This window comes from Pseudanabaena sp. CCNP1317 (assembly GCF_034931345.1).
GTDB lineage: Bacteria > Cyanobacteriota > Cyanobacteriia > Pseudanabaenales > Pseudanabaenaceae > Pseudanabaena > Pseudanabaena galeata.
Map to the genome: position 1 here is coordinate 37,147 of NZ_JAYGIF010000007.1, position 24,656 is coordinate 61,802.

Sequence of the window (24,656 nt, forward strand, 5' to 3'; positions counted from 1 at the left end):
CCAAGTCACGATATAGTATCTAACGAGCTTCAAGCTTATTGCCCAATCGAAGGTCGTATCTTAATCACACATGAAAAAGTATATTTCCCTTGCTGCTGGTTTAGTCTTATTTGCAGTCAGTGCTTGCACACCATCTACGCCTGTAGCTGAGAATACACCTCCCCCAACAGCTACAGCAACACCTATACCAGAAAAACCCACTGACAAACCTACAACCGCACCAGAAGTTAAAACAGACGATAAGCCTGTAACCACTAATGCTTGGCAAGACTACAAATCATCGACTGGGAAATTTAGTGTGCAATTACCTAGTAAGCCACAGGAACAATCTCAAGACCAACCGACTGATGTGGGAACAATTAAGCTGAATATGGTGATTGCTGAAGCCAATGAATCAGGATATTTTGTGGGGTATGCTGACTTCCCTAACAAAATTGCTGATCCTGCGGCTATTCAAAAAGGGTTAGCAGATTCAGTCAAAGGTTCGGTTGCTAATCTCAAAGGCGAAATCAAGTCAGAAAAAGAATACTTACTCGGTGATATTCCCTGCCGTGATTTTGAAGCTAGTGGCAAAGTTCAAACCACTGATGTATCGATGAAAGGAAGATTTTGTCTTGCAGACAATCGTCTGTATCAAGTATTTGCATTAGGGGCTGCTGATAAAATTGCTGCATCCGATGTCGATCGCTTTATTACCTCTTTCAAGATTGAGAAATAAATTCCAAAACTTCTAGCGCCTCAGGCGCTATAGCAAAGCAAGTTTTACTTAGGATATAAAACCCAAGAAGTAAGGGGAGGCGCAAAGCGCCTCCCCTTACTTCTTGGGTTTTGGTTTGTACTAGCTAACTCTTTTTTTCTATAAAGGTTAAAGAAGCGACGCAATGCGTCGCCTCTTTTTTGATGTCTACAGAATATAAAGCAATAAAAATAAAACAATCCAGACAATATCGACAAAGTGCCAATATACAGAGGCAGCTTCGATGCCAAAATGACTCGTGTTGCTGTAATGTCCAGTTTTAAGCGATCGCACTAAAACTGCGGCAATTAGCGACAAGCCAATAATTACGTGCAAGCCGTGAAAACCTGTCAAGACATAAAAGGTACTAGCAAACAGATTCGTGGTTAGCCCAAACTCTAAATGCTGATATTCATAGATCTGTCCAGCAATGAAGATCGCACCCATGATAAATGTGGCGAGAAACCATAACTGAGCCGCTTTAACTTTATTTTCTTTAATCGCGTGATCAGCTTGATGAATCACGAAACTACTGGATACCAGAATAATTGTATTGATCCCTGGTAAGAGAAGTTCGAGTTCGGGAGTGCCTTCAGGCGGCCAAGACGTGGCAACGGAGCGAAAAGTCAAATAAGCAGCAAACAAACCAAAGAAAAGCATTCCTTCCGAAATCAGGAAAACAATCAAGCCAAACACCCTTAGATCTGGATGTTCAGCATGACCAGCTTCGGCGGTATGAGCATGAATTGCTTCATCTTGAGTTGTAACTGGAGCGATCGATCCTTGCATAGATTAATGTTTGGATAAATGGATAGTATGGCAGACAAGGGGCTTAAGCCCCTTGTTTAGGAAACTTCGATAGAAATTGAAATTAAGTTGCGGCTTGAGAGGCAGCGATCGCCTCTTTGCGAGCATCTTTATATTCTTCACCGTAGTCATAGGGCCCAGTTGATAAAACAGGCTCACCCACCCAGTTATGGGGGATTGGTGGTGAAGAGGTTGTCCATTCTAGAGTCAATGCATTCCAAGGGTTATCAGGTGCTTGTTCGCCCTTAAACCAACTATAAACAGCATTGATTACGAAAGGAACTGTAGAAATTGCCAGTACAAAAGCACCAATTGTACAAATTACATTGATAGGCGCAAATTGAGGATCGTACTGAGCTACGCGGCGCGGCATACCTTGCAAACCCAGAATATGCATCGGACCAAAGGTTAAGTGCATTCCGATAAAGGTCAGCACAAAATGTACCTTGCCCCAAAACTCATTCAACATCCGACCCGTCATTTTGGGAAACCAGTGATATAGCCCTGCGTAAATGCCAAATACACTGCCACCGAAAAGAACGTAATGGAAGTGAGCAACTACAAAATAGGTATCGTGAACATGGATATCAATGGGAGCCGAGCCGAGCATCACGCCACTAAGCCCACCAATTAGGAAGGTGGAGATAAAGCCCATCGCAAATAGCAAAGGACTCTCTAATCGCAACTTACCACCCCAAAGTGTTGCCACCCAGCTAAATACCTTAATGCCCGTGGGTACGGCAACTAGCAACGTAGCCACCATAAAGAAAACGCGCAACCAGTCAGGTGTGCCACTGGTAAACATATGGTGCGCCCATACAAACAAGCCCAAAGCACAAATCATCATGCTGGAATAGGCGATCGCCTTGTAACCAAAAATCGGTTTGCGGCTATGGGGAGGCAAAACTTCAGAAATGATTCCGAATACAGGCAAAACCATCACATAGACGGCAGGGTGAGAATAGAACCAGAATAAGTGTTGATACACGACGGGATCACCACCACCTGTAGGGTTAAAAAAGTTTGTGCCAATCAACAGATCGAACCCTAATAACACCATTGCTCCTGCTAATACAGGTGTTGCCAAAAGAGCAAGTACTGAGGTTGCCATCATCGCCCAACAAAACAGGGGCATGGTAAACAAATCCATACCGGGCATCCGCATCGCCCAGATGGTGACAATGAAATTTACTGCCGCCAAGATTGATGAGGTTCCCACCAAAAGAATGCTGCCAATCCAGATCGCTTGTCCGACATGCTCATTAGTCAAAATGCTCAAAGGTGGATAGGCTGTCCAACCTGTCGAAGCAGGACCAAAAAAGAAGCTACTCATTAGCAATAATCCCGCAGGAATCGTCAACCAAAAGGCGATCGCATTCAAGCGAGGGAAAGCCATGTCACGCGCCCCAATCATCAAGGGGATGAGATAGTTACCAAAACCACCAGTTACCGCAGGCACAATCCACAAAAAGATCATGACCGTGCCATGCATTGTGAATAAGCTGTTATAAAAGGCAGGATCGACTAGATCGGAATCGGGTGTGGCTAGTTCTGCACGTACTACAGAGGCAAGCGCCCCACCGACTAAATAAAACACAAAAGACGTAACAAGATATTGAATCCCAATAATCTTGTGATCGACGCTAAAGGTAAAAAATTCCCACCAAAGAGTTTTTTGGGGTTCTAGTCCCGATGCGCCCGAATTTTCGGTTGGGATAAGGGTTTGGGTCATAGGAGAATGTTTGTAAAATAATTGCTGTTTTGGTATTTAACAATCTGGACTTAGCCACATTGATTAATGGTTCATCATCATGTGCTGATGTTCTCCGCCGAGTTGAGCAACTTTCCCAGTCAGATATTCTTGTTCAGACATTTGCGAGACTGAAGGGCTTGAATTTGTTGCCACGATCGCTTCGGGATCATTACTGGCAATTTCTTGCTGCTCCTTTAACCATGCTTGATAGTCTTCAGGGGTATCAATTACCATCGTGGTACGCATACCACCATGATACGAGCCACATAATTCAGCACAGACTACTGGATATTCGCCAACTACACGCGGCGTGAATTCGAGATAGGTTTCACGACCGGGGATTACATCTTGCTTGATGCGTAATTGGGGAACCCAAAAAGCATGAAGTACATCCACAGCATTCATGTTTAGGCGTACTTTTTTGCCAACTGGCACATGGAGTTCAGCAGTTGCGATTTCGTCGGTATAGTTAAAAATCCATGCAAACTGCATGGCACTGACATTGATTGCGACAACATCATCACTTCCAGCAGGTAATGTCCCTGCCATTAGCACACCATCACTATTGGACGATGCGAGAGTTGCTTTTGACATCGGCATTCCCCCCCTTTCATGATTAGCATTTGCAACAGTTTGATGTTGATGCATACCGCCGTGAGCCATACCACCAAGGTCTTGTGTACCTTGCATTGCGGTGTATACGTCAAAGCTATAAATAGCTACCCACATCACAATCACTGTGGGAATGGCTGTCCAAACGATTTCAAGGCTTAAGTTTTCATGAATGGCGGGACCATCGGTTTCATCACCTTTACGCCGACGAAACTTGATGATCGAATAGAGTAAAACGCCCTCAACAATCAGGAAAAATCCGAAGGCGATCGCTAAGATCGTATTAAAAAGCCCGTCATATAAAACCGCTTCGTCACCTGCGGCAACTGGTAGTAAGCCATTGTTGCGTGCGTACCAAATGCTAGCTGCAAAAATCAGCCCAATGATTACGACCACTGAAATTAAGTTGTTTTTTTTCATGACTAGGTTGCCCTATCTTGCTGCTCCTATATAGTGGATCTGGGTCAATTGGAGCTTACTAGCAGCTCATTTCTAAATCAGGACAGATTGACATACGGTCTATCTTGTCATTTATTTCCAGAATGAGGGGCAATTGTTTGTAATCTTTTAGCAATTTCTTTGGGATCGCTGTGAAAATATAGCAAAGCAAGTTTTGCTTAGGACATAAAACCCAAGAAGGTGCAAGGAATCACGTAAGCGAATTACTTGAGCCTTGGCTAATGTCTGTCGTTGCTGCTGCTGCTTGTCGAATCGTTAACATGAGAATATAGGCAGCCTGAGCCAGAAGCAGGCGAAACTGTTTAGCCATAAAACGCTGAAGGTCGCGCCTTTGCCGAAACAGTTTACGGACATGCGCCCAGATTTATTCAGTCATACCAACATCCCTTCCGCATTATTCTCGCAACCCGAAGCCACTACCGTTGGCTTATCCGAAGAAAAAGCACAGGAATTATATGGCGATCGGATCAAAGTTTATAAAACCACGTGAGTTCGATATAGCCATTTGCGGCGTGCTTCGCACGCCGCAAATGGCGAAAAATGGTAAGAATCGTTTAGCGATTCTTACCATTTTTCGCTTTTGTCGAACTGGCGTTCATTTAACGTGAGTTCGAGATAAGCTACAAAATTTTAAAAGCCAAAACAGTAAAAGCCTCGCTTCGCGAGGCTTTTACTGTTTTGGTTCCTAGAGAGGGTTCGCAGCTCGAACCCTCTCTAGGAGCTAGTTTGAAATTAACCCGAACTGAGGTTATTTAGCGCAAAGCACTGTAATTCAATTTTGGAGAACTCACTAAACCTATATAGCGCTCCTAAATGATTTGTAAGATTTTGAGTGTTGTGAGAGTGCGCCCCGAAGGGGCGCACTCTCACAACCTATTTAGGATTGCTATATATCTAGGGGCAATTCATGAATTGTTCTTAGATTTAAATTAAATAAAACGGCTATATTATGAAGATATATTTAAAGATATTGAGACTACTTTAAATATATTTATATTTATTTAACCCAGAGAATCTTGTAAAGATTTATAAGGATTATGTGTTGACGATTGATCTTTAATTATTTTTTAATCATCAATCAACTCCTTACAGCCAAGCAAGGTCTAGTAATTAGTTCTTGTTGTTTTCAAAGCGGGGATCGCTTATCTGGCAATGATCCCCATTTTTTACGCTTATAATCAAAGCAAGTTTGAAATTGATTATAAAAGTTTAACTCACACTTGCTTTTCTAAATCTAAATCCTCAAATTAATTTAAATATTTCTAACTATTCCCTTAGAAATACTTTTAACAAGCCAAATTAAATTTTAAATTCAAATAAATTTAAGCCTTTCTTGTGATGAACCCATTACAAACGCTGAATAATTGAGAAATATAATGTACTAATTCTAAGCTTGTTATACTTCCTTCGTTATTTATTTATCTCAAAATTTTATTAATACTTATTTAAATCTACCTATATTTTAAGGATCTAACCAAAATGATTGAATCTATACGCTGCCCCAATTGCGGTGCGATCGCTGAACGTCACCACCTCTCATATCTTGCCCAAGTTAAAACCCAATGCGAAGCCTGTGACTATCTATTGGTAATGTGTACTCGCAGTGGACATGTCCTAGAATCCTATGCTCCGGGATTACCATCAGAGCCTCGACCAATGCAACCTATTGCTGCTCGCATCACTCCTTTTGCCCAAACTCACAGCAATAATTCTCGTAAAGATGTTGCTGCTTTAACAATTTAAGTTGCCATGTGAGGAAATTGGGATTTTGATGCAACCACTTACATACAGATTACATTCAGAAAAATAGCTCTCTTAGATTTGATTCACGAGTTAAGCAAATCTGAGAGAGCTAAAATTTTTGCAGGTGGAATTTACAGAATGGCCCAATACGCTGGTCAAACAAACATAACCACAAACTTAATCAACATAGCTACCCAAAAAAAGTTAAAATTCAAAAGCTTTAAGTCATCGTCTACTAACAAAAGCGTAAATCAATGACTGAAAGCTCAATCGGGATTTGCACCCTACCAAAACAGAGCAACCAATCACCGATTACCAATTACCAATCACCAATCACCAATTACCGTTCTGAAACATGGCTCCAATCGCCAAACTACTGATTGCCAATCGAGGTGAAATTGCCCTCCGAATTATTCGGACTTGCGAAGAACTCGGAATTCCGACAGTGGCTGTTTATTCTGATGTTGATCGCAATTCTTTGCATGTACAACTAGCCCATGAAGCTGTTTGCATTGGCGATTCCCCTAGTAGCAAAAGCTATCTAAATATTCCCAATATTATTTCGGCAGCACTTACCCATAATGCTACTGCCATCCATCCTGGCTATGGGTTTCTATCAGAAAATGCTAGATTTGCCGAAATTTGTGCCGACCATAACTTGATGTTCGTGGGGCCAAGCCCCCACTCGATTCGCTCGATGGGTGACAAGTCCACCGCCAAAAAGACGATGCAAAAGGCAGGTGTACCAACTATTCCTGGCAGTGAAGGCTTAATTGAGTCGGAAGAGCAGGCAATTAAAATTGCCCATGAGATTGGCTATCCTGTAATGATCAAGGCAACTGCAGGCGGCGGCGGACGGGGGATGCGCCTAGTCACTAATCCTGATGACTTACTACGATTGCTTCGTGCGGCTCAAGGTGAAGCTGAGGCAGCCTTTGGCAATGGTGGGGTCTATATGGAGAAGGTGATTGAGGAGCCACGCCACATTGAGGTGCAAATCTTGGCAGATATGCATGGTCATGTGGTGCATTTGGGTGAAAGAGACTGCTCGATCCAACGCCGTCACCAAAAATTATTAGAAGAAGCGCCTAGCAGTGCGGTCAATCCGAAATTACGCGAAAGAATGGGGGATGCGGCAGTAAAGGCTGCTAAAGCAATTAACTATCTCGGTGTGGGGACAGTTGAATTTTTGCTGGATAAATACGGCAAGTTTTACTTCATGGAGATGAATACTCGCATCCAAGTTGAGCATCCTGTCACCGAGATGATCACAGGAATTGACTTGATTGCTGAGCAGTTACGAGTTGCCCAAGGCGAAAAGTTGAGATTTCAACAAAAGGACATTGAGATTCGCGGTCATGCGATCGAATGTCGAATTAATGCTGAAGATCCCGATCACAATTTCCGTCCGAATCCCGGCAAGATCAGTGGCTATTTACCTCCTGGGGGGCCTGGTGTGCGGATGGATTCCCATGTTTATACGGATTATGTGATTCCACCCTATTACGATTCGCTGATTGCGAAGTTGATTGTCTGGGGTAGCGATCGCAATGCGGCGATTTTACGGATGAAGCGGGCTTTGCGTGAATGTGCAATTACAGGTGTACCAACAACAATTCCTTTTCATCAGAAGGTTTTAGATGATGAGGAATTTAGATTAGGGCATGTGTATACCAACTATGTGCCATTGCTGCAAGCGAGACTGGCGGAACGAGAATAAAAAACCACCTTTTTGATGGTAGGGCTTTGCTGTGCTACCAAAAGGGTGTTTTTTATTTTAAGGTGCAACTTTTCTCGTTATTGAGCTATAGCAATCAAAGATTTGCTTAGGACATAAAACCCAAAATACAATTAGCGGCGCTCTGTGCCGCTAATTGTATTTTGGGCTTTGACTTGTCTTATCTAATACCAATCCACAAAAGTGTTGCCACATTTTCGTGAATTGGTATTAGCTTTGCCATGGGAAATCGGTTCCTTATTAACTTGCCGAACTCTTATCAAGTAAACTTCTCTTGGTTTGGATTTCAGCGTAAAACGCTGTAGATAATTAAGCTGCTTGTTCTTCTAGTTGATCCTTGTGCAACCAAATTACAGGGGTTGGCACTTTACCAAATTTAATTTGGACATAATCACCACGAAACTCCAATACTTCGCCCCACGTTTCAAATAGGTAAGAAGACCAGCGAGTATCATTTGCCATTGCTTCAGGGCTATTTTCTAATTTTTCACGGATAGCGCGAACGAGTGTGCCTTTCTTCAGTGCCATAATGTTTAACGCAACAAATTATTAAGGATTTACAACTGCTAAGTAGCTAGACTCAAGTAAACTAAAAACCTAGAAAGCTGTCCCGCCCACGTAGCGGGCGGGACAGCTTCTGATTTTAGATTTTAATTATGGTGAGCTACTTAGTAGGTATTGTATAGCAAACCGATATGTTGTTTTCAGCACCATAAGTCCTGAAAACAACATATCGGTTTGTCAAAAAAGTAAAAAGAAGAATAGAGACACGCATTGCATCCTCTCCTCTTTTTGCTTTTTTGTTAAGATAGCCCCATGAATTAGGTATAACTGCCATGTGCATCTGCATCAATTGCACCTATGTCGATCGCTGCATCACCTATCACTCTGTCGAATCATTACATCTGCAATCCCATTTAACTGAGTATCCAGACTTTGAGGCAAACTCACCAACGATTAATGTTAATATCCGCACCGATTCTGAAGATATTCAAATGGAATGGGATGTTGTCGGTTGTGAAAGCTTTTCACGAGAGATGGGGAAATGGATAAAACTACGGCCTGGGGAACTTGTTCCAACTTAAAGTATTTTTGTCAAAATATAGACTGTGCCTATAAAACGATTTTGTTGTTTTAAGTTGCTTTGACACTAAAAACAACGAAATCGTTTTTATAATGAGAATCGCTGCTGTGCAATACCTGAGAGCAAATTGCTACAGATTCTATTTATACCAAATCACAAAATGGCTACGCAATTTTGTGCTTTTAAAACCCTTAATGGGTTTGTTTTTTAATTCCCGAAAGTGTGACCACACTTTCGGGAATTGGTATTACTGTAGTCATGACGAAAAATATAACAAAACAGACAGTGAAAAAACACATTTTATTCATTTTGCCTTACCTGAATCAAGGTGGCACAGAAAAGCAAGCTCTTAGTTTGATTAAAGGACTTGGCGATCGCTACAAAATATCGCTATTAGCCCCAGATGGTAAAGGCGCTCCACAATTTCGAGCTTTATCAATCTTGCAGCGAGCCTATACCAAGTGGGAGATCAATTTTTTTAAAGGTTTTCCCGAACTGATCTCAGCTATTAAGGAAATCCAAACAGAACAAGCGATCGATCTTGTGCATATTCATGGCGCTCATGAATTAATGTTAGCGGTACATTTAGCACTAAGCAAAGTTCCAATTCTCTTTACGGTGCATGGCTATCATGGAGCAGGAGCAAAATTTAGTTATCAGATGTCCTGCTGGTTTAGTAATTGGTTAGCCGATCGCGTAATTTGTGTTTGTGAAGCTGAATATAATCTTTTATGCGAATTAGGATTAAGTAAAAAGAAGCTCCATTTAATTTATAACGGAGTCCAAGAGCCGATTCTCGATTTTGACAAGTCATTAGAACTGGCTCAAAAGTTTCAGCTAGACCCTGCTAATCAAATCATTCTGGGAACAGCCGCACGTCTAGATGAGGCAAAGGGCTTAACCTATTTACTTCAGGCTTTTGCTAAAGTGCAAGGAGATAACCTCCGCTTAGTCATTGCTGGAAATGGTGATTTAGAAACTTCTCTTAAACAGGAAGCGAAGGATTTAGGGATTGCCGATCGCGTGATTTTCACAGGCTATCTGGAAGACTTACCCAACTTGATGAAACTATTTGATATTTTTGTACTACCTTCTCTTCAAGAAGCTTGCAGTCTTGCCTGTGCAGAAGCGATGTCTCAAGGAAAGCCTGTAGTTGGTACTTGTGTGGGAGGCATTGCTGAGCAGGTCAGCGATCGCCAAACAGGGTTTATTGTCATGCCCCGTGATCCTGTTAGCTTAGCAGTTAAGCTTGCGGAATTGATTGCTGACCGAGACTTACGCGATCGGTTTGCGAAGAATGGTTACAGTCGCTATCGTCAACTTTTCTCCAATGAAATCATGCTCGAAAAAACTGCTGAACTATACGATCAGATGATCGAGAAATAAAAAAGATGAGAGATGATGCTTCGCATCATCTCTCATCTTTAGAAACTATTTAAGAATTGTCTAGATCCCCCCCAGCCCCCCTTAAAAAGGGGGGGAATTAAATTCTTCCCCCTTTTTAAGGGGGATTGAGGGGGATCTCTTAGAGCTTTTAACCGCAGAAAGTAATTCTTAGAAACTATTTAAGAATTGTCTAGATCCCCCCAGCCCCCCTTAAAAAGGGGGGGGAATTAAATTCTTCCCCCTTTTTAAGGGGGATTGAGGGGGATCTCTTAGAGCTTTTAACCGCAGAAAGTGATTCTTAAATGGATTCTTTAAGTAGGGACAACAATAATTAGCCATAAGGCGATCGCTAAAACTAAGGTACTCAAATGCTGAGGAAGTAGCGATCGCCAAGTTTGTCGTGCAATCTTTTGGGTCAAAGCCCATGTCAACAGCACGGAGAAAATTAACGTTGTTCCTTGCAGAAACTCAATTACCGCAGGGTGAGCGATAAAAATTGGTAGATTCGAGCCATCTAGTCCAAAAGTTGCCCAACTAACTGGCAATATGCGCCCCGCTTCTTGCAGAAACAAGCGTAAATAATGCGCCAGATTTGCTCCCAAAACTAAGGGCAAATATCCATAGGCAAGTTGGATAAATGGTCTAGGCTTGTAGGTAGTAATACCGTAGGGAAGTTGATAACCTTCGCAATTCTTTTTCCAGATGATGGTGAGCCAATAGAGCGATCGCATAATTCCGTGAGCAGCTAAGGGAATTAGCGCCGCCACAATTAAAATGAGTAATGATACTGCTAAATGGGGCAAGAGAAATTCGTTACTAGTCGGCACACCTAACGCTATTTCGATTTCTGGCAATCGATGCAAAAAAGCACCACCCAGCAATAACAATAGCAGCGCAACTTCATAGGTACGCGGGACATGGGTTGTCCATAATTCGATCGCAGGAGGTCGGAGATTGAACTCCACTGATCGATGGGGGCAGGCTTTGAGACAGGTCATACATAAAACACAGTCACGATTCTCTTGCAACTGAGCAGGATGGGAATAAAGCGGACATCCATTGGTTTCTAATCCTTCGCCTTTTTGAATGCCACCTTTATAGCATTGATAGGTTGTACATTCGGCTGAACAGGTTCCTTGCTGAGCGCGTAATTCTGTCATTGAGAGTTTGGCGAATAATCCATTCATGCCACCAATCGGACAGAGATAGCGACACCAATACCGACGCTCAAAAATCAGGGAACAGATCATTGCGCCAGCCGTAATCAATAGTAATAAATATGCCGAGAGATAGGCTGTATTTTGTAAATCCCAAAGTTCTTCCCAGAGATAAATCAACACAAATAAACCAAAAAGAAACCAACCTCCCCAACGTTCTGCCCAATCACGATTCCAAGATTTAAGTTGACGGGGAAACAGCCATAAAGAGAGCTTCTGCACAACTTCTCCGTAAATCATAAATGGACAAATGGAACACCATAGCCGTCCGACAAAGGGAAAGCTAATTAAGATTAATGGCCACCACCATGCCCAAAAAAAGTTAAGCGCAATATTACGATCGCGGGTTTGGGGTGCTAAAAACAGGGTTGCGACAACGATTGCAAAAAAGGTGAAGGTAAATCCATAGTTAATGCGGTCAGGAAACCAGTCACTGCGTAAAAAACGGCGCAGGTTAGGAAAGGCATTGAGCAGATTAAACCGAAACTTTTTGCCCTTGGGTTGGGTTGCCCAAAATACTGATTCATCCAGCGATCGCGCACCCTGCGACTGCAATATCGCCCGTTCCACCAATAATTGCAGCTCTTTGAGGTTACCTGTGAAATCATGGCTTTGGAGACTGCGTAGAGCTTCGGCAGTGATCGTGGGTCTAGGAATGCCGAGATCGCGACAAAACAGACTGATGTAATATTCCACATGGGGTTTAATATCGACTTTCCGCACTCGTAAGGATGGAACTTTAATCGAATGTTTAATATGGGAAGCACAAGCCGATTGACGTTTTTCAGAAACCATGATGATCCTTGCTTCGCAGGTCAGAGGTGGATCAGTTTCATTACTGCTGACTTGCCTAAAGGTTCCCTTTTCTAGAAGTTGGATGATTTGGGGTATCAGGGCTTTCGGCAACTCTTGAATATTATTTAAAACGAGAGTTCCCTTTCCCAAATATGCTAATAAACAATGATTTCCACCTGCACGCCCAAATAAATCTGCGCCACTAGTTTGGATAACACTACAATTCACTTTTGCGATCGCTTCTCGTCGGTGTGCCGAATTAAAATGAATCAGAGCCGCAATATTGTCTTTATCCAGTCCTGGTTCGCCCAGAATCAATACTGATTGTCGATCTTCACTAGCCTTTTTAATCTCTTGCCGTAATCTGGTGGCATAGCGACTCTTGCCGATAATTCCCCGTTCAGCCTTGGTAATCAGATAGGGCTGCAAAACCTGCGATCGCTCTTGTATCCATTCCAAAGAAGTTTCAGAATAATTGGAAGACATAATTCTTAACAGGCTCATGCTATTGCCAACTAGAGTATACTCTCTCGACTGCAACATCAAACAGTAAGCTAGCTAGTACAAACCAAAACCCTAGAATATGAGTGGCGGCGCGAAGCGCCGCCACTCATATTCTGGTTTTATGTCCTAAGCAAAACTTGCTTTGCTATAGTGTGGACAAGCTATACAAAATCACAAAAGTATCGACACATTTTAGTGAATTAAAAGCCAAACCTAGCAAACCCAAAAGTGAAGGCGCGAAGCGCCTTCACTTTTGGGTTTGCTGTACCAAATCATATCTTCATTATTTCCCCATTTTCTTTGTTTATAATTTTGAGTTAGCCAATAGATAAACTTAGGAGCGAAGGATTGGCTGATCTCTAATTACATCTGAATGTTACACGGAAGTTTCTAAGATCCTCACCCCTAGCCCATCTCCCAAAAAGCTAAGGTGTACAAACAAGTCAATCTGTCTACGTCTGAAAGTTTAGATCCCCCTCAATCCCCCTTAAAAAGGGTGAAGAAGAAAGTTCTCCCCCCTTTTTAAGGGGGGCTGGGGGGGATCATTAGTAACTCACGCTATAGCTGATAAATTGTGTGTACACCCTAGCCTTTTGCGAGAGGGGGCTGGGGGGGTGAGGGTTCCACTTAACATCAACATCAATTAAATTTATCATTTTGATAGGAGAGAACCTTGAAGATTTTATTGGTTGAAGATGATTTGCACTCTGCGGCAATACTCTTACAACTACTCGCAGAATCTCCTTACGCCATTGATGCGGTAGCCGATGCAAAAACGGCTTGGCAATATGTGGAAACCTACGATTATGACCTGATCATTCTCGATGTGATCCTGCCTGATAGTGATGGTATTGGTCTATGTGCCAAGCTTCGCAACGAAGGCTACACTACTCCTGTGTTGTTGCTGACGGCGAAGGATAGTACGAGCGATCGCGTGATGGGATTAGAATCAGGAGCCGATGACTATGTGGTTAAACCCTATCACTTTCAGGAATTAATAGCCAGAATTCGGGCGCTATTACGCCGCCACCATGAGAGTGATACGCTCATTCAAGAATTTGGGTGGGATGGCTTGCGGCTGGATCTCAAGACGAATACTATTACTTATAAGCAACAACCCTTACGGTTAACTCAAAAGGAATATGGATTATTAGAAATATTTCTTAGACATCCACAACAGATATTTAGTCGTAGTGCTTTGATCGATCAGGTGTGGTCGGCGGGAGAGTTTCCCAGTGATGAGGCGGTGACTACACATATTAAGGGATTACGTCAGAAGTTGAAGGCGGCGGGATTGCAGACCGATCCCATCGAGACTTTGTATGGATTGGGTTATCGGCTCAAACCTGCTCCTGTAGATGTATCTGTGCAAGCACCTGCTGAGCCTGCGGTGAGCAGTCCTTTAGCTAACAAATCTGTAATTGACGAAAATATATCACTGCCAGATAAGACGCGAATACAGAAAGTAATGGCGCTTATAGCTCAGAAATTAATCAAGGGTTTACCAGAGACGATCGCCATGTTTCGACAGATAGCGATCGCTTTAAAGCAGGACGAACTGGGTGCGGATTTGCGTTATGACGGATATATGCAAGCGCATCGACTGACTGGCTCTTTGGGCTCTTTGGGATTTCCTGAAGGATCGGCGATCTCCCGTCAGATTGAGGAGATGCTACATAGAGATTTCCCTCTGATTTCCTTCGATGTGGACTCATTGTGGGAATTGATTACTAATCTCGAACAGATCACCTTCAATCCTTCACCAACAGTTTCCACTGAGCCGACCTTATTTCCATCCCATCCTGCTTATTCGCCACTACCTCTATTATTAGTTATCGATGATAATGTTTTGTTAGCACAGGCTATTCAGCTTGAAGCAGAAACTTGGGGAATGCGGGTTCAAACGGCGTTTGATCTGACAACTGCTAGGGAAAAAATTGCGAAGGAACCACCTGATGTGATCTTGCTAGATATTATGTTTCCTAGTTCTACGGAGAAGGGACTGGCTTTGTTGGATGAACTGTCTCAGAGGGAGCCGAAAATTCCGACGGTGATGATGACGGCGACGAGTGGGTTGAGCGCTCGCGTGATGGCGGCGCGTAAGGGTGGTTGCTCATTTATCGAGAAGCCTGCTTCTACGGAAGAAATTCTGAAGACAGTGTCACGGGTCTTGTATCAACGCTGTAGCGATCGCTCTAAGGTGATGATTGTCGATGATGATCCAAATATGCTCAAAATTCTGCGGCAATCGCTTGGAAATTGGGACATTGAAGTGGTTACTTTACAGAATCCCCACCAATTTTGGCAAGTATTGGAATCAACTGAACCCGATCTCTTGATTTTAGATTTGATCATGCCAGACTATAGCGGTATTGATTTGTGTAAAGCGGTGCGGACGGATTCTCTCTGGCATAATTTACCGATTGTGTTTTTATCGGCTCATAACGATCGCGAAACAATTCGGCAATTATTTATTGCGGGTGCTGATGATTATCTGAGTAAGCCATTTACGGAAAGCGATTTATACACGCGCATTCTCAGTCGTTTAGATCGCAGTCGCCTATAGTAAGCCCTTCAATCCACTCACCCTTGGTTCAAAAATTTCTCAGATATTAGGTTGGTCATGAATACACTCTTACGTCAGCTCGCTCATAATTTCGATGAATCTGAAGTGGTTAATCTGACTAACTGCGATCGCGAGCCGATTCATATTCCTAGCTTGATTCAGCCCCACGGACTATTGATGATACTTACCGAGCCAGATTTGCGGATTGCTCAAGTAAGCGCCAATGCCCTTGAGATTTTGGGAATAGCGATCGATGATTTACTCGATCGCCCCTTGGGAGAATTTGCAGGTGACGAACTGATTAAATCGATTCAAGCTTGTCTCGATCACAATTTTGAATACCCTAATCCTCTACGTGTTGAGTTTGCGGATTTGGGCGATCGCTTGCCTCTAGTTTTTAATGGTATTGTGCATCGCGCTCCCACAGGTGAAATTGTCCTAGAATTAGAGCCTTGGGAATCATTGGCGGGAAGTGATTTTTTTCAGTTCTATCACCAAATCAAACATAATCTTGCCAAAATCCAGACCGCCCAAGACTTAAGCGCATTATGCGATCTCGTGGTACAGGAAGTCCAAGCCCTAACGGGATTTGATCGCGTCATGATCTATCGCTTTAGTGAGCAGGGGGATGGAACGGTGATTGCGGAAACGAAACAGCCTGATCAAGAGGCTTTTCTGGGGCTGCGATATCCTGACTCAGATATTCCGAAACAGGCAAAACATCTTTACACTCTCAACTGGTTGCGCTTAATTCCAGACGTGAATTATCAACCAACAAGGTTAGTCAGTCATAGACTCCCAGAGGCGGAATCACCCCTTCAAAAAGCACCCCTTGACATGAGTTACTGTGCCTTGCGATCGGTTTCACCAATCCATATTGAATATCTGCAAAATATGGGGGTGACAGCTTCGATGTCTGTTTCTCTAATTCAAAACAAAAAGTTGTGGGGATTGATTGCTTGTCACCATTACACCCCTAAATTTGTTCCCTATGAGACTCGGACTGTTTGTGAATTTTTGGGGCAGTTGATGTCTACGGAATTAGTCAATAAAGAAGCTAACGAAAATCTGGATTACAAACTCCATCTCAAAACAATTCAAGGTCAGTTTGTGGAACGTTTGACCAAAGCCACGGGCTTTGTGGAGGAACTCGGCTATGATCACGAAGCATTATTAGATCTTACGTCTGCTCAAGGTGTGGCTATTTGCGATGGTGATCGCCTGATTTTGATTGGTGAAACTCCTGATGAGCTAGCCGTGAAATCTTTGCTAACTTGGCTAGAGGCTCACTTAGAGCAGGATCTTTTTGTTACCGATGCTTTACCCAGTGTCTATGCTGAGGCGGTGGAATATCAAGCGATCGCTAGTGGCTTAATGGCGATCACCATTTCTAAAATCCAGCATCGATATGTTCTTTGGTTTCGTCCTGAGCAACTGCAAACTGTGACTTGGGCAGGCGATCGCGATAAACCAACGCAAGTTGCTGAAGATGGCAGTATTCGTCTTCTGCCTCGTCAATCCTTTTCCGCTTGGAAAGAAATCGTATGTGGTAAATCTAATCCTTGGTTACCCTGTGAAGTAGATAGCGCGATCGAACTGCGACAGATAATTGTGGATATTGTCTTACGTCAAGCCGATAAACTTGCCAAAATCAACATAGATTTGGAACTTAGTAACAGCGAACTTGATGCCTTTGCCTACATTGCTTCCCATGATTTAAAGGAACCTTTGCGCGGGATTCATAACTATGCCACTTTTTTGTTGGAAGACTATGGCGAAATCCTCAAGGGAGAAGGAGCCGACAAGCTGCATACATTGGTAAAACTGACTAAACGGATGGAATCATTGATCGAATCTTTGCTGAAATTCTCACGGCTAAGTCGTCAAGAGTTACAAATGGAACCGCTTGATCTCAATCACTTATTGCAAAATGTGAGAGAACTATTTGCGATGAATCCGCAATGGCAGAACAGCAAGATTAAAATCCCGCGATCGCTACCGTTGGTAAGGGGCGATCGCCTTTTGATCGAAGAGATTTTTATTAATTTAATTACCAATGCCTTTAAATACAATGACCATTCTGAGAAATTGGTGGAGATTGATTGGTATGTGGAGCAGCCTAAATCCCCCTTGGTGATGATCTATGTGCATGATAATGGTATTGGCATTCGAGAGAAGCATTTGGAATCAATCTTTCAAATCTTCAAACGATTGAATTCACATAGCAAATATGGTGGTGGTACGGGCGCTGGGTTAACCATTGTCAAAAAGATTGTGGAAAGGCACAAAGGTAATATTCAAGTACAATCTATCTATGGACAAGGAACCACCGTTTCTTTTACCCTCCCTGCGTGTGATCTCAATACTGCTATTTAGATATTAGTTTTTATGACCATTAATGAATAATCTCTTAACTTCTCCTTGGGATGACCTCACCCATCCCATCATTCTCATCGTTGAAGATAGCGATGAAGACTTCTATATGTTTATGAGAGCTACCCAAAATCTCGATGCATTAGAGCGATCGCTTTATCGATTTTTACGATTTGACAATGGCGATGATGTTCTTGACTATCTATTTCGACGAGGGGAATATCAAAACCTCAAGGCTCCTTTACCCGTTGCTATGTTGCTCGATCTCAACTTACCAGGAACCGATGGTCGAGACATCATTCAGCAAGTAAAGCAAACTACCCATTTACAAACTCTACCAATTATCGTTTTGACCACATCCAGCAGTCAACGCGATATTAAAACCTGTTACGAGAACGGAACCAACAGCTATACACTCAAACCGATGGGCGTTACCGCTATGCAACAAACTATTCAGACCTTGTTTCAGCATTGGTTTCAAGTTGCGGTGCTACCTAGCTACGGACAGTTCACCATCTGAAATCTCGCCTTAAATTCTGCCTGAAATCTTATGATCTCGACATCATCTCCCTTAGACTCCGCCATTAGCATTTTGATTGTCGATGATTCGGCAGAAGATCGCGCTACTTACATTCGCTATTTGCGATCGGATACTCGTCCCTATACTTTTTTGGAAGCGGAAACCCTAGCAGAAGGGATAGATTTATGGCGATCGCAACATCCCGATATTTTCCTGATTGATTATTTTCTACCCGATGGCGAAGGCTGGGAGTTTTTAGCTGCAATGGGAGAGGGCGATCTTGTGCCAAAGCTAGCGGCGATTATTTTAACTGGACATGACGGCAATGAACAGGCTATCCTCCAAACAATGCGGTTAGGAGCTGCCGACTATCTGATTAAGAGAGAAGTTACCGCTATATCTTTATGTAACCGTGTTGGACAGGTGTGCGATCACATCATGCTTACCCATCAACTAAAGCGATCGCAAGAGCAGGAACTTTTGATTGCCAAAATCTCGCTATATATTCGGCAATACATTGGTTTAGAAGAAATTTTAAATGCGATCGTCCATGAAGTACGCAATTTTTTAAAAGCTGATCGCACCGTTGTTTATCAGTTCAACCCTGATTTTAGTGGCATAGTCGTAGCTGAGTCGGTTTTATCGCCTTGGAAAACCTGTCTAAATCAGCATATTGACGAATACTGCTTTCAAGGTAATCTCGGAGAGAGATATGCAGAAGGTCGTGTTTTTGCAACTTCTAATATTTATAAGGCAAACTTAACTGAATGCCATTTGCAATTAATGGAACAGTTTCAGGTTTGGGCAAATCTAGTATTACCGATCTTGACCATCAACGACAAAACTCCAAAATTATGGGGATTGTTGATTGTCCACCAATGTTCTCATCCACGTATTTGGCAACAGAGCGAGGTTAGCTTACTTCAGCAATTATCCGTACAGTTAGCGATCGCTATCCAACAAGCTGAACTCTATCACGATCTGCAAGTTAGCAATGTGGAATTAGAAAATCGCGTTAGAGAGCGCACTGCCGAACTTTTTAAACGTCAAAGCGCTCTCCAAGAATCAAATCGTCGTTGGCAATCGTTACTGGATAATGTGCATCTAATCGTTGTGGGTCTGAACTGTGAGGGTATAGTGGAGTATGTCAATCCCTTTTTTCTCGCCTCCACGGGCTACGAATCAGAGGAAGTGATCGGCAAAGACTGGTTCTCTCTCTTTCTGCCCCAAATTATGCAAGAAGAGATCAGAGAGGCTTTTTCAGATTCACTAATCAATAATTTTCAGTCCCACTATCAAAATCCGATTTTGACGAAGACAGGTGAAGAAAGAATGATCGCATGGAACAATACCACCCTTCACAATCAAGATCATCAAATCATTGGTACACTAGGCATTGGTGAAGATATTACGGAGAAGTTGAAGGTTGAGCGAGTCAAAGATGAATTTATTTCCATCGTTAGCCATGAACTCCGCACACCCTTATCATCGATTCGGGGCGCGTTGGGTCTGCTTTCTTCGGGTGTATTAGCCAACAAACCCGAAGTTGCCAAGAATATGCTTGATATCGCAGCGATCGACATCGAGAGGTTAGTCCGTCTGGTCAATGATATTTTGGACTTAGAGCGTTTAGAATCTAACAAGGTAAACCTCGATCGCCAATGGTATGACACCTCAGCGCTATGTCGCCAAGCCACCGAAACCATGCAAGCGATCGCCACCGAAAGCCAGATCCAAATCTTAGCTGAGTGTAAATCCTTCCAAATTTTTGCTGATAGCGATCGCCTTGTCCAAACCCTTGTTAATTTACTAGGTAACGCGATTAAGTTCTCACCACCACAAAGCCAACTGGAAATCCGAATAGAATCTCTTGCGGAGGAAATTATTTTTCATATCAGCGATCGAGGTCGGGGCATTCCCGTAGAGCATCTAGAAAGTATTTTTGGGCGTTTTAATCAAGTCGATGCTTCCGATTCTCGACAGATGGGAGGCACAGGATTAGGTTTAGCTATCTGTCAAAGTATTGTGCAGCAACATGGTGGCAAAATATGGGTTGAAAGTAAATTATCAGAAGGAAGTACGTTTTCATTCACAATTCCCCACCAAAGAAAATAAGAATGATCCCCCTCAATCCCCCTTAAAAATGGGGAAGAAGAAAATTCTCCCCCATTTTTAAGGGGGGCTGGGGGGGATCTAAACCTTGAAACATAGACAAAGAGAATTTGTAACATTATTCAGAAATTTATAACTATGCCCACCAAATCGATTTTACTAATTGATGACGAACCAAATCTGGCTCAAGTCATAGCGGTTTGTTTAGAAAGCTTTAAAGGATGGAAAGTCCAAATCGCAAACTCTGGCAAAGCAGGGCTTAGCATTGTCGAATCCCTCAAACCCGACGCTATTCTCCTTGATGTAATGATGCCTGAAATGGACGGTATTACGGTCTTTCAGCATCTCCAACAAAATCCAGAAACTCAAAATATTCCTGTAATTCTCTTAACAGCCAAAGTACAAGCAAGCGATCGCGCCAGATTTGCTCAACTAGATATAGCAGGGGCGATCTCTAAACCCTTTGAGCCACTCCAAATTGCCGATCAAATTGCCCAACTTCTAAATTGGTAATTGCTGAAATAAAGAGCCAGATTTTCTGTGGTGCGGCTGCGCCGCACCACGGAAAATCTTAAATCTCCTCTTCCTCAGAATATCCTCATTTTTATTCCCTAAACTGAAGCTAAATTGTCATTAGAATTAGAACTGATTTCCCAGCCCCTCATCCCCAGCCCCTCTCCCTTGATGGGAGAGGGGCTGGGGGGGTGAGGGTTCTACGTAACATCAGTTAGTTAGAAGCCAAATTGTACTTCACAGTTCCAATGGAAAATATATCTAGAAAAACAGTTTTACTAATAGATGACGAGGAATATATTTGCAAAATCGTCGAGACTTGTGTAGAAATTTTTAGTGACTGGCAACCCCTAACCGTCCCTTGCTGTGAAGAGGGCTTAGCAGCCGTTGAAAACATCAGACCCGATGTAATTTTGCTAGATATGATCATGCCAAATATGGATGGATTCGCTTTTCTTAAAACTTTGCAAGCTAATCCTGAATTTGCAAATATTCCTGTTGTCTTACTAACTAGTCGCGTTGACCTCACCGAAGCTCAAAAAATTGCTCAGCTAGGAGTCAGAGGCGCGATCGCTAAACCCTTCAATTCTGTTCAAATTGTTACTCAAATTAAACGTATTTTGGATTGGTAATCATAATGAGATGCGGCGCGGAGCGCAACATCTCATTATGATTACCAAAGCACAAAATGGCGTAGCCATTTTGTGCTTTTAAAACCCTTACTGGATTTGTTTTTCAATTCACAAAAGTGTGGCCACACTTTCGTGAATTGGTATTATCTATAAGACTGGTGAAAGCAAGCGTAGCAGGGCGGAGATTGCCCCTAAGCCAAATTTAGAGGCTGCCCCCCGTGCCATCCCTATCAGACCTTAATTACTGATTTTTTCTTGTTTCGCCAAGTACTGATTTATGGGATCATTATCCTCTAAATAACCGCTACATCCTTGTAAAAAGATTTGGCGTAAAAGGAAGTAGACATATGGGTAACTTAGAACATCTCGCGATACTGAAACAAGGGGTAGCCAGTTGGAATAGATGGCGATTAGAAAATCCTGAGATTATCCCCAATCTGAGTGGTACTAACTTGAGGCGAGCTAATCTCCGCGAAGCAGATTTGAGTGGGGTAAATTTGCGTTGGGCAAACCTGAGTAATGCTAATTTATTAGGAGCGAATCTGAGTGGTTCTGATCTAGTGAAAGCAAATTTGCGAGAGGCTGATTTGTATAAAGCAAATCTCAAAGATGCGGAAGTAAATGGAGCCTATTTGAGTAAGGCTCATCTAAGAGAAGCTTCTTTGCAAAGATGCGATCTAAGTTTGGCAAACCTTCAGGGAGCTGATCTAATTAAGGCATACTTTAACGGAGCAAACTTGTGTGGGGCTGATTTAGATTCAAGTGATTTGAGTAATGCTAATTTAAGTGAAACAAACTTAAGTAATGCCATTTTAAGTAATGTCATTTTGACCAATGCCGATCTTCGTCGTAGTGATTTGAGCAATGCAAATCTAGAATTTGCCGATCTCAGTAATACAAACCTATCAGACTCAAAACTATGTGCTGTAAATTTAAGTAATGCTAATTTGCAAGAATGTGACTTGAGTAATGTTGCTATTAATCAAGCTAATTTAAGTTATGCCAATTTATGTGATGCAATTCTCAGCAATGCCAATCTAAGTAATACAAATTTGAGTCATGCTAATCTTAAAAATGCAGTTTTGAGCAATGCAATTTTGAGTGATGCAGACTTAAGTGATAGTAATTTAGAAGATGCAATTTTAAGTGATGCAATTTTAAGTAATGCTAATTTGAATGGAGCTATTCTGACAGGAGCGCAACTCATCTCAGCTAAATTAGATGCTGCTTTTTTGATTGGGACTAATTTAGTCAAAGCGAATTTGCGCCTTGCGAATCTTAATGGAGTGAGTTTGTCTGAGGCAAATCTATTTGGAACAATTATGCCCGATGGTTCTGTACATAATCACTAATAAAGGCGATGGCGCAAAGCGCCATCGCCTTTATCTAATAGGATTAATCCTTTGGTTTGCCAGCAACATCTCCATCGCCATCAATGTCGCGACCAGTCAAACTTTCTAGAGCATCAACTGCCTTGCCTGCGGAATCTTTGGCGATCGCACCAACATCTGTGTTTAGCACATCGGAAACTTTTTTAACATTTTCTTCACCAATAGTGCCTTCAACCTTTTCCTTAATTCCTTCAGCTACTTCCCCAGCTTTCTGCTGTAAGCCACTAACAAATCCACCAATCCCTGATTTTTGTTCTTCGCTCATTTTAACTAAACTCCGTAGAGTTGAGGTTGATTTACCCTTGCATTATAGTCATGTAAGTCTGAGAATATATGTTTTTTGCAACACTATAGCACTCCTAAATGAGTTGTAAGATTTTGAGGGTTGTGAGAGTGCGCCCCGAAGGGGCGCACTCTCACAACCTATTTAGGATTGCTATATGTAAAAGTAGGTATAAAAATCGGTGTATTAAAAATCTTGCTTTGCATAGTTTTCGACCTACTAAATGCTATATGCTTTCTCTTCATTTTCTATCGTTCAGCGATTACTAACATTTCAAAGTCTTCAGTTGTCAATTTATCTTCACGAGAAAAAGCACCAAGTTTTGCTCCAAACATTTCAACATTCGTAAACCTAAGCATTTTCAGCAGCCATGTTATTTCAGATGGTACATAATACCTTTCGTTGCATTCAAGTTCTTTTTCTTCTCCATTATCATCTACAAATTTTGTAATGCTATAATCCCTGAATGTCATTAGGTCAAAATTTTTGCTGTTATATTGAGCATTGCCTTCGACAACTCCTTCAGCATGAAATTCATTTATAGAGTGAAACAATGGAAATAGCCCATTCAAAGTTGTAAAAATGAATTTTGACTTGTGCTTCAAAGATTTTGAAATATTTTGAAGAATTGTGAAATTCATTTCATCGGTTTCCATCAATGAGAAGCCTCCTTCACACATCATAATAGCCAAATCAAATTGGTTCTCAAACGGTAAGTTGCGTGCGTCGTACCTTAAAAATTCTACTTGTAAACCATTCTGCTCTGCTTTTTCTCTTGCTCTTTGTAGCATCGCTTCAGACAGATCGATCGCTGTAATGTCATAACCTCTTTTTGATAACTCTATTGAATGGCGACCCGTCCCGCATCCAATATCAATAATCTTTAACTCCTTGTTGTAATTTATCTCTTTCTCTAGAAAATCACATTCACCCATAGTTCCTTGGGTAAAAATTTCGTTGTCATATTGTTGACCATAGTTTTCAAATAAGGTCTCGTACCATTGTTTTTTATGCATTCTTTTTCTCCTTGGTAAACTAAAAACCTAGAAAGCTATTCTACCCGCGTAGCGGGCGGGACAACTTCTGGTTTTTGGTTTTTAATTGGGGTGAGCTACTTAATAGCAAAGATGATCTCGCCACTGCGATCGCCAAGTTTCTCACAAAATATAGTGATGCGATTAGTGATGCGATCATGCCTTTTCTCCTGATTGCGCTATGTATTTACATTCTCTATCGTTGCGAAGCAAGACTTTTACTGTTTTGCCTCCTAGATAACGTCAGTTCGACGAAAGCGAAAAATGGTAAGAATCGCTTAGCGATTCTTACCATTTTTCGCCATTTGCGGCGTGCGAAGCACGCCGCAAATGGCTATATCGAACTCACGTTAGATAGGGTTCGCTACGCGAACCCTATCTAGGAGCTAGTTTGAAAT

The 24,656-nt window shown here is 42.2% G+C and carries 21 protein-coding genes; 14 read left to right on the forward strand and 7 right to left on the reverse strand.

Annotation, left to right across the window (positions count from 1 at the left end):
* Window positions 1–70: 70 nt before the first annotated feature.
* Window positions 71–718 (forward strand): hypothetical protein, encoded by a 648-nt coding sequence (locus VB775_RS04175; protein WP_281007867.1) that lies wholly within the window; start codon window positions 71–73, stop codon window positions 716–718.
* Between the two features lie 186 nt (window positions 719–904).
* On the opposite strand, the gene VB775_RS04180 is transcribed toward VB775_RS04175, so the two are convergent.
* The 3 genes from VB775_RS04180 to VB775_RS04190 all read right to left on the reverse strand — a co-directional run bounded on the left by VB775_RS04180 (window position 905) and on the right by VB775_RS04190 (window position 4,328).
* Entirely contained in the window at window positions 905–1,525 is a 621-nt protein-coding gene (locus VB775_RS04180) for a cytochrome c oxidase subunit 3 (protein ID WP_094533058.1), read from the reverse strand.
* A gap of 82 nt (window positions 1,526–1,607) precedes the next feature.
* Entirely contained in the window at window positions 1,608–3,275 is a 1,668-nt protein-coding gene (gene ctaD / locus VB775_RS04185) for a cytochrome c oxidase subunit I (protein ID WP_281007868.1), read from the reverse strand.
* Between the two features lie 63 nt (window positions 3,276–3,338).
* Window positions 3,339–4,328 (reverse strand): cytochrome c oxidase subunit II, encoded by a 990-nt coding sequence (locus VB775_RS04190; RefSeq protein WP_281007869.1) that lies wholly within the window; start codon window positions 4,326–4,328, stop codon window positions 3,339–3,341.
* Between the two features lie 370 nt (window positions 4,329–4,698).
* Between VB775_RS04190 and VB775_RS04195 the strand changes: the two genes are divergently transcribed.
* From VB775_RS04195 to accC, 3 genes are all read left to right on the forward strand, one after another.
* Window positions 4,699–4,857 (forward strand): hypothetical protein, encoded by a 159-nt coding sequence (locus VB775_RS04195; protein ID WP_281007870.1) that lies wholly within the window; start codon window positions 4,699–4,701, stop codon window positions 4,855–4,857.
* Between the two features lie 989 nt (window positions 4,858–5,846).
* On the forward strand, window positions 5,847–6,110 hold the full coding sequence (locus tag VB775_RS04200; RefSeq protein WP_281007871.1) for a hypothetical protein: 264 nt from the start codon (window positions 5,847–5,849) through the stop codon (window positions 6,108–6,110).
* Window positions 6,111–6,465: 355 nt separating this feature from the next.
* Entirely contained in the window at window positions 6,466–7,830 is a 1,365-nt protein-coding gene (accC, locus tag VB775_RS04205; protein WP_094528436.1) for an acetyl-CoA carboxylase biotin carboxylase subunit, read from the forward strand.
* Window positions 7,831–8,157: 327 nt separating this feature from the next.
* Here the strand turns inward: accC and ndhO are convergent, their stop codons facing one another.
* Window positions 8,158–8,376, reverse strand: a complete 219-nt coding sequence (ndhO, locus tag VB775_RS04210) for an NAD(P)H-quinone oxidoreductase subunit O (RefSeq protein WP_281007872.1) — start codon at window positions 8,374–8,376, stop codon at window positions 8,158–8,160.
* A gap of 308 nt (window positions 8,377–8,684) precedes the next feature.
* Between ndhO and VB775_RS04215 the strand changes: the two genes are divergently transcribed.
* Window positions 8,685–8,933 carry a Ycf34 family protein gene (locus VB775_RS04215; protein ID WP_281007873.1) on the forward strand — a complete coding sequence of 83 codons (249 nt, stop codon included), beginning with the start codon at window positions 8,685–8,687 and terminating at the stop codon, window positions 8,931–8,933.
* Window positions 8,934–9,217: 284 nt separating this feature from the next.
* A complete protein-coding gene (locus VB775_RS04220; RefSeq protein WP_281007874.1) occupies window positions 9,218–10,318 on the forward strand; it encodes a glycosyltransferase family 4 protein in 1,101 nt (366 codons plus the stop codon).
* A 311-nt stretch (window positions 10,319–10,629) separates the two neighbouring features.
* On the opposite strand, the gene VB775_RS04225 is transcribed toward VB775_RS04220, so the two are convergent.
* Complete coding sequence (locus tag VB775_RS04225) at window positions 10,630–12,834, reverse strand: sigma 54-interacting transcriptional regulator (RefSeq protein ID WP_407072944.1); 2,205 nt, start codon at window positions 12,832–12,834, stop codon at window positions 10,630–10,632.
* Window positions 12,835–13,507: 673 nt separating this feature from the next.
* Between VB775_RS04225 and VB775_RS04230 the strand changes: the two genes are divergently transcribed.
* The 7 genes from VB775_RS04230 (at window position 13,508) to VB775_RS04260 (ending at window position 22,902) form a co-directional block, all read left to right on the forward strand.
* Window positions 13,508–15,400: a response regulator gene (locus tag VB775_RS04230; protein ID WP_281007876.1), complete on the forward strand. Its 1,893-nt coding sequence runs from the start codon at window positions 13,508–13,510 to the stop codon at window positions 15,398–15,400.
* Between the two features lie 57 nt (window positions 15,401–15,457).
* Window positions 15,458–17,776: an ATP-binding protein gene (locus VB775_RS04235; RefSeq protein ID WP_281007877.1), complete on the forward strand. Its 2,319-nt coding sequence runs from the start codon at window positions 15,458–15,460 to the stop codon at window positions 17,774–17,776.
* 22 nt (window positions 17,777–17,798) lie between these two features.
* The gene (locus VB775_RS04240) at window positions 17,799–18,293 is read left to right on the forward strand and encodes a response regulator (RefSeq protein ID WP_281007878.1); all 495 of its coding nucleotides are present in this window, start codon (window positions 17,799–17,801) and stop codon (window positions 18,291–18,293) included.
* Between the two features lie 30 nt (window positions 18,294–18,323).
* On the forward strand, window positions 18,324–20,408 hold the full coding sequence (locus VB775_RS04245) for an ATP-binding protein (RefSeq protein ID WP_281007879.1): 2,085 nt from the start codon (window positions 18,324–18,326) through the stop codon (window positions 20,406–20,408).
* Window positions 20,409–20,543: 135 nt separating this feature from the next.
* Window positions 20,544–20,918 carry a response regulator gene (locus VB775_RS04250; RefSeq protein WP_281007880.1) on the forward strand — a complete coding sequence of 125 codons (375 nt, stop codon included), beginning with the start codon at window positions 20,544–20,546 and terminating at the stop codon, window positions 20,916–20,918.
* A 248-nt stretch (window positions 20,919–21,166) separates the two neighbouring features.
* Window positions 21,167–21,550, forward strand: a complete 384-nt coding sequence (locus VB775_RS04255) for a response regulator (protein ID WP_281007881.1) — start codon at window positions 21,167–21,169, stop codon at window positions 21,548–21,550.
* A gap of 347 nt (window positions 21,551–21,897) precedes the next feature.
* Complete coding sequence (locus tag VB775_RS04260) at window positions 21,898–22,902, forward strand: pentapeptide repeat-containing protein (protein WP_281007882.1); 1,005 nt, start codon at window positions 21,898–21,900, stop codon at window positions 22,900–22,902.
* Between the two features lie 43 nt (window positions 22,903–22,945).
* Here the strand turns inward: VB775_RS04260 and VB775_RS04265 are convergent, their stop codons facing one another.
* Complete coding sequence (locus VB775_RS04265) at window positions 22,946–23,206, reverse strand: hypothetical protein (protein WP_281007883.1); 261 nt, start codon at window positions 23,204–23,206, stop codon at window positions 22,946–22,948.
* A 266-nt stretch (window positions 23,207–23,472) separates the two neighbouring features.
* On the reverse strand, window positions 23,473–24,240 hold the full coding sequence (locus VB775_RS04270; protein WP_281007884.1) for a class I SAM-dependent methyltransferase: 768 nt from the start codon (window positions 24,238–24,240) through the stop codon (window positions 23,473–23,475).
* Window positions 24,241–24,314: 74 nt separating this feature from the next.
* Between VB775_RS04270 and VB775_RS04275 the strand changes: the two genes are divergently transcribed.
* Window positions 24,315–24,641 (forward strand): hypothetical protein, encoded by a 327-nt coding sequence (locus VB775_RS04275; RefSeq protein ID WP_281007885.1) that lies wholly within the window; start codon window positions 24,315–24,317, stop codon window positions 24,639–24,641.
* Window positions 24,642–24,656 lie beyond the last annotated feature (15 nt).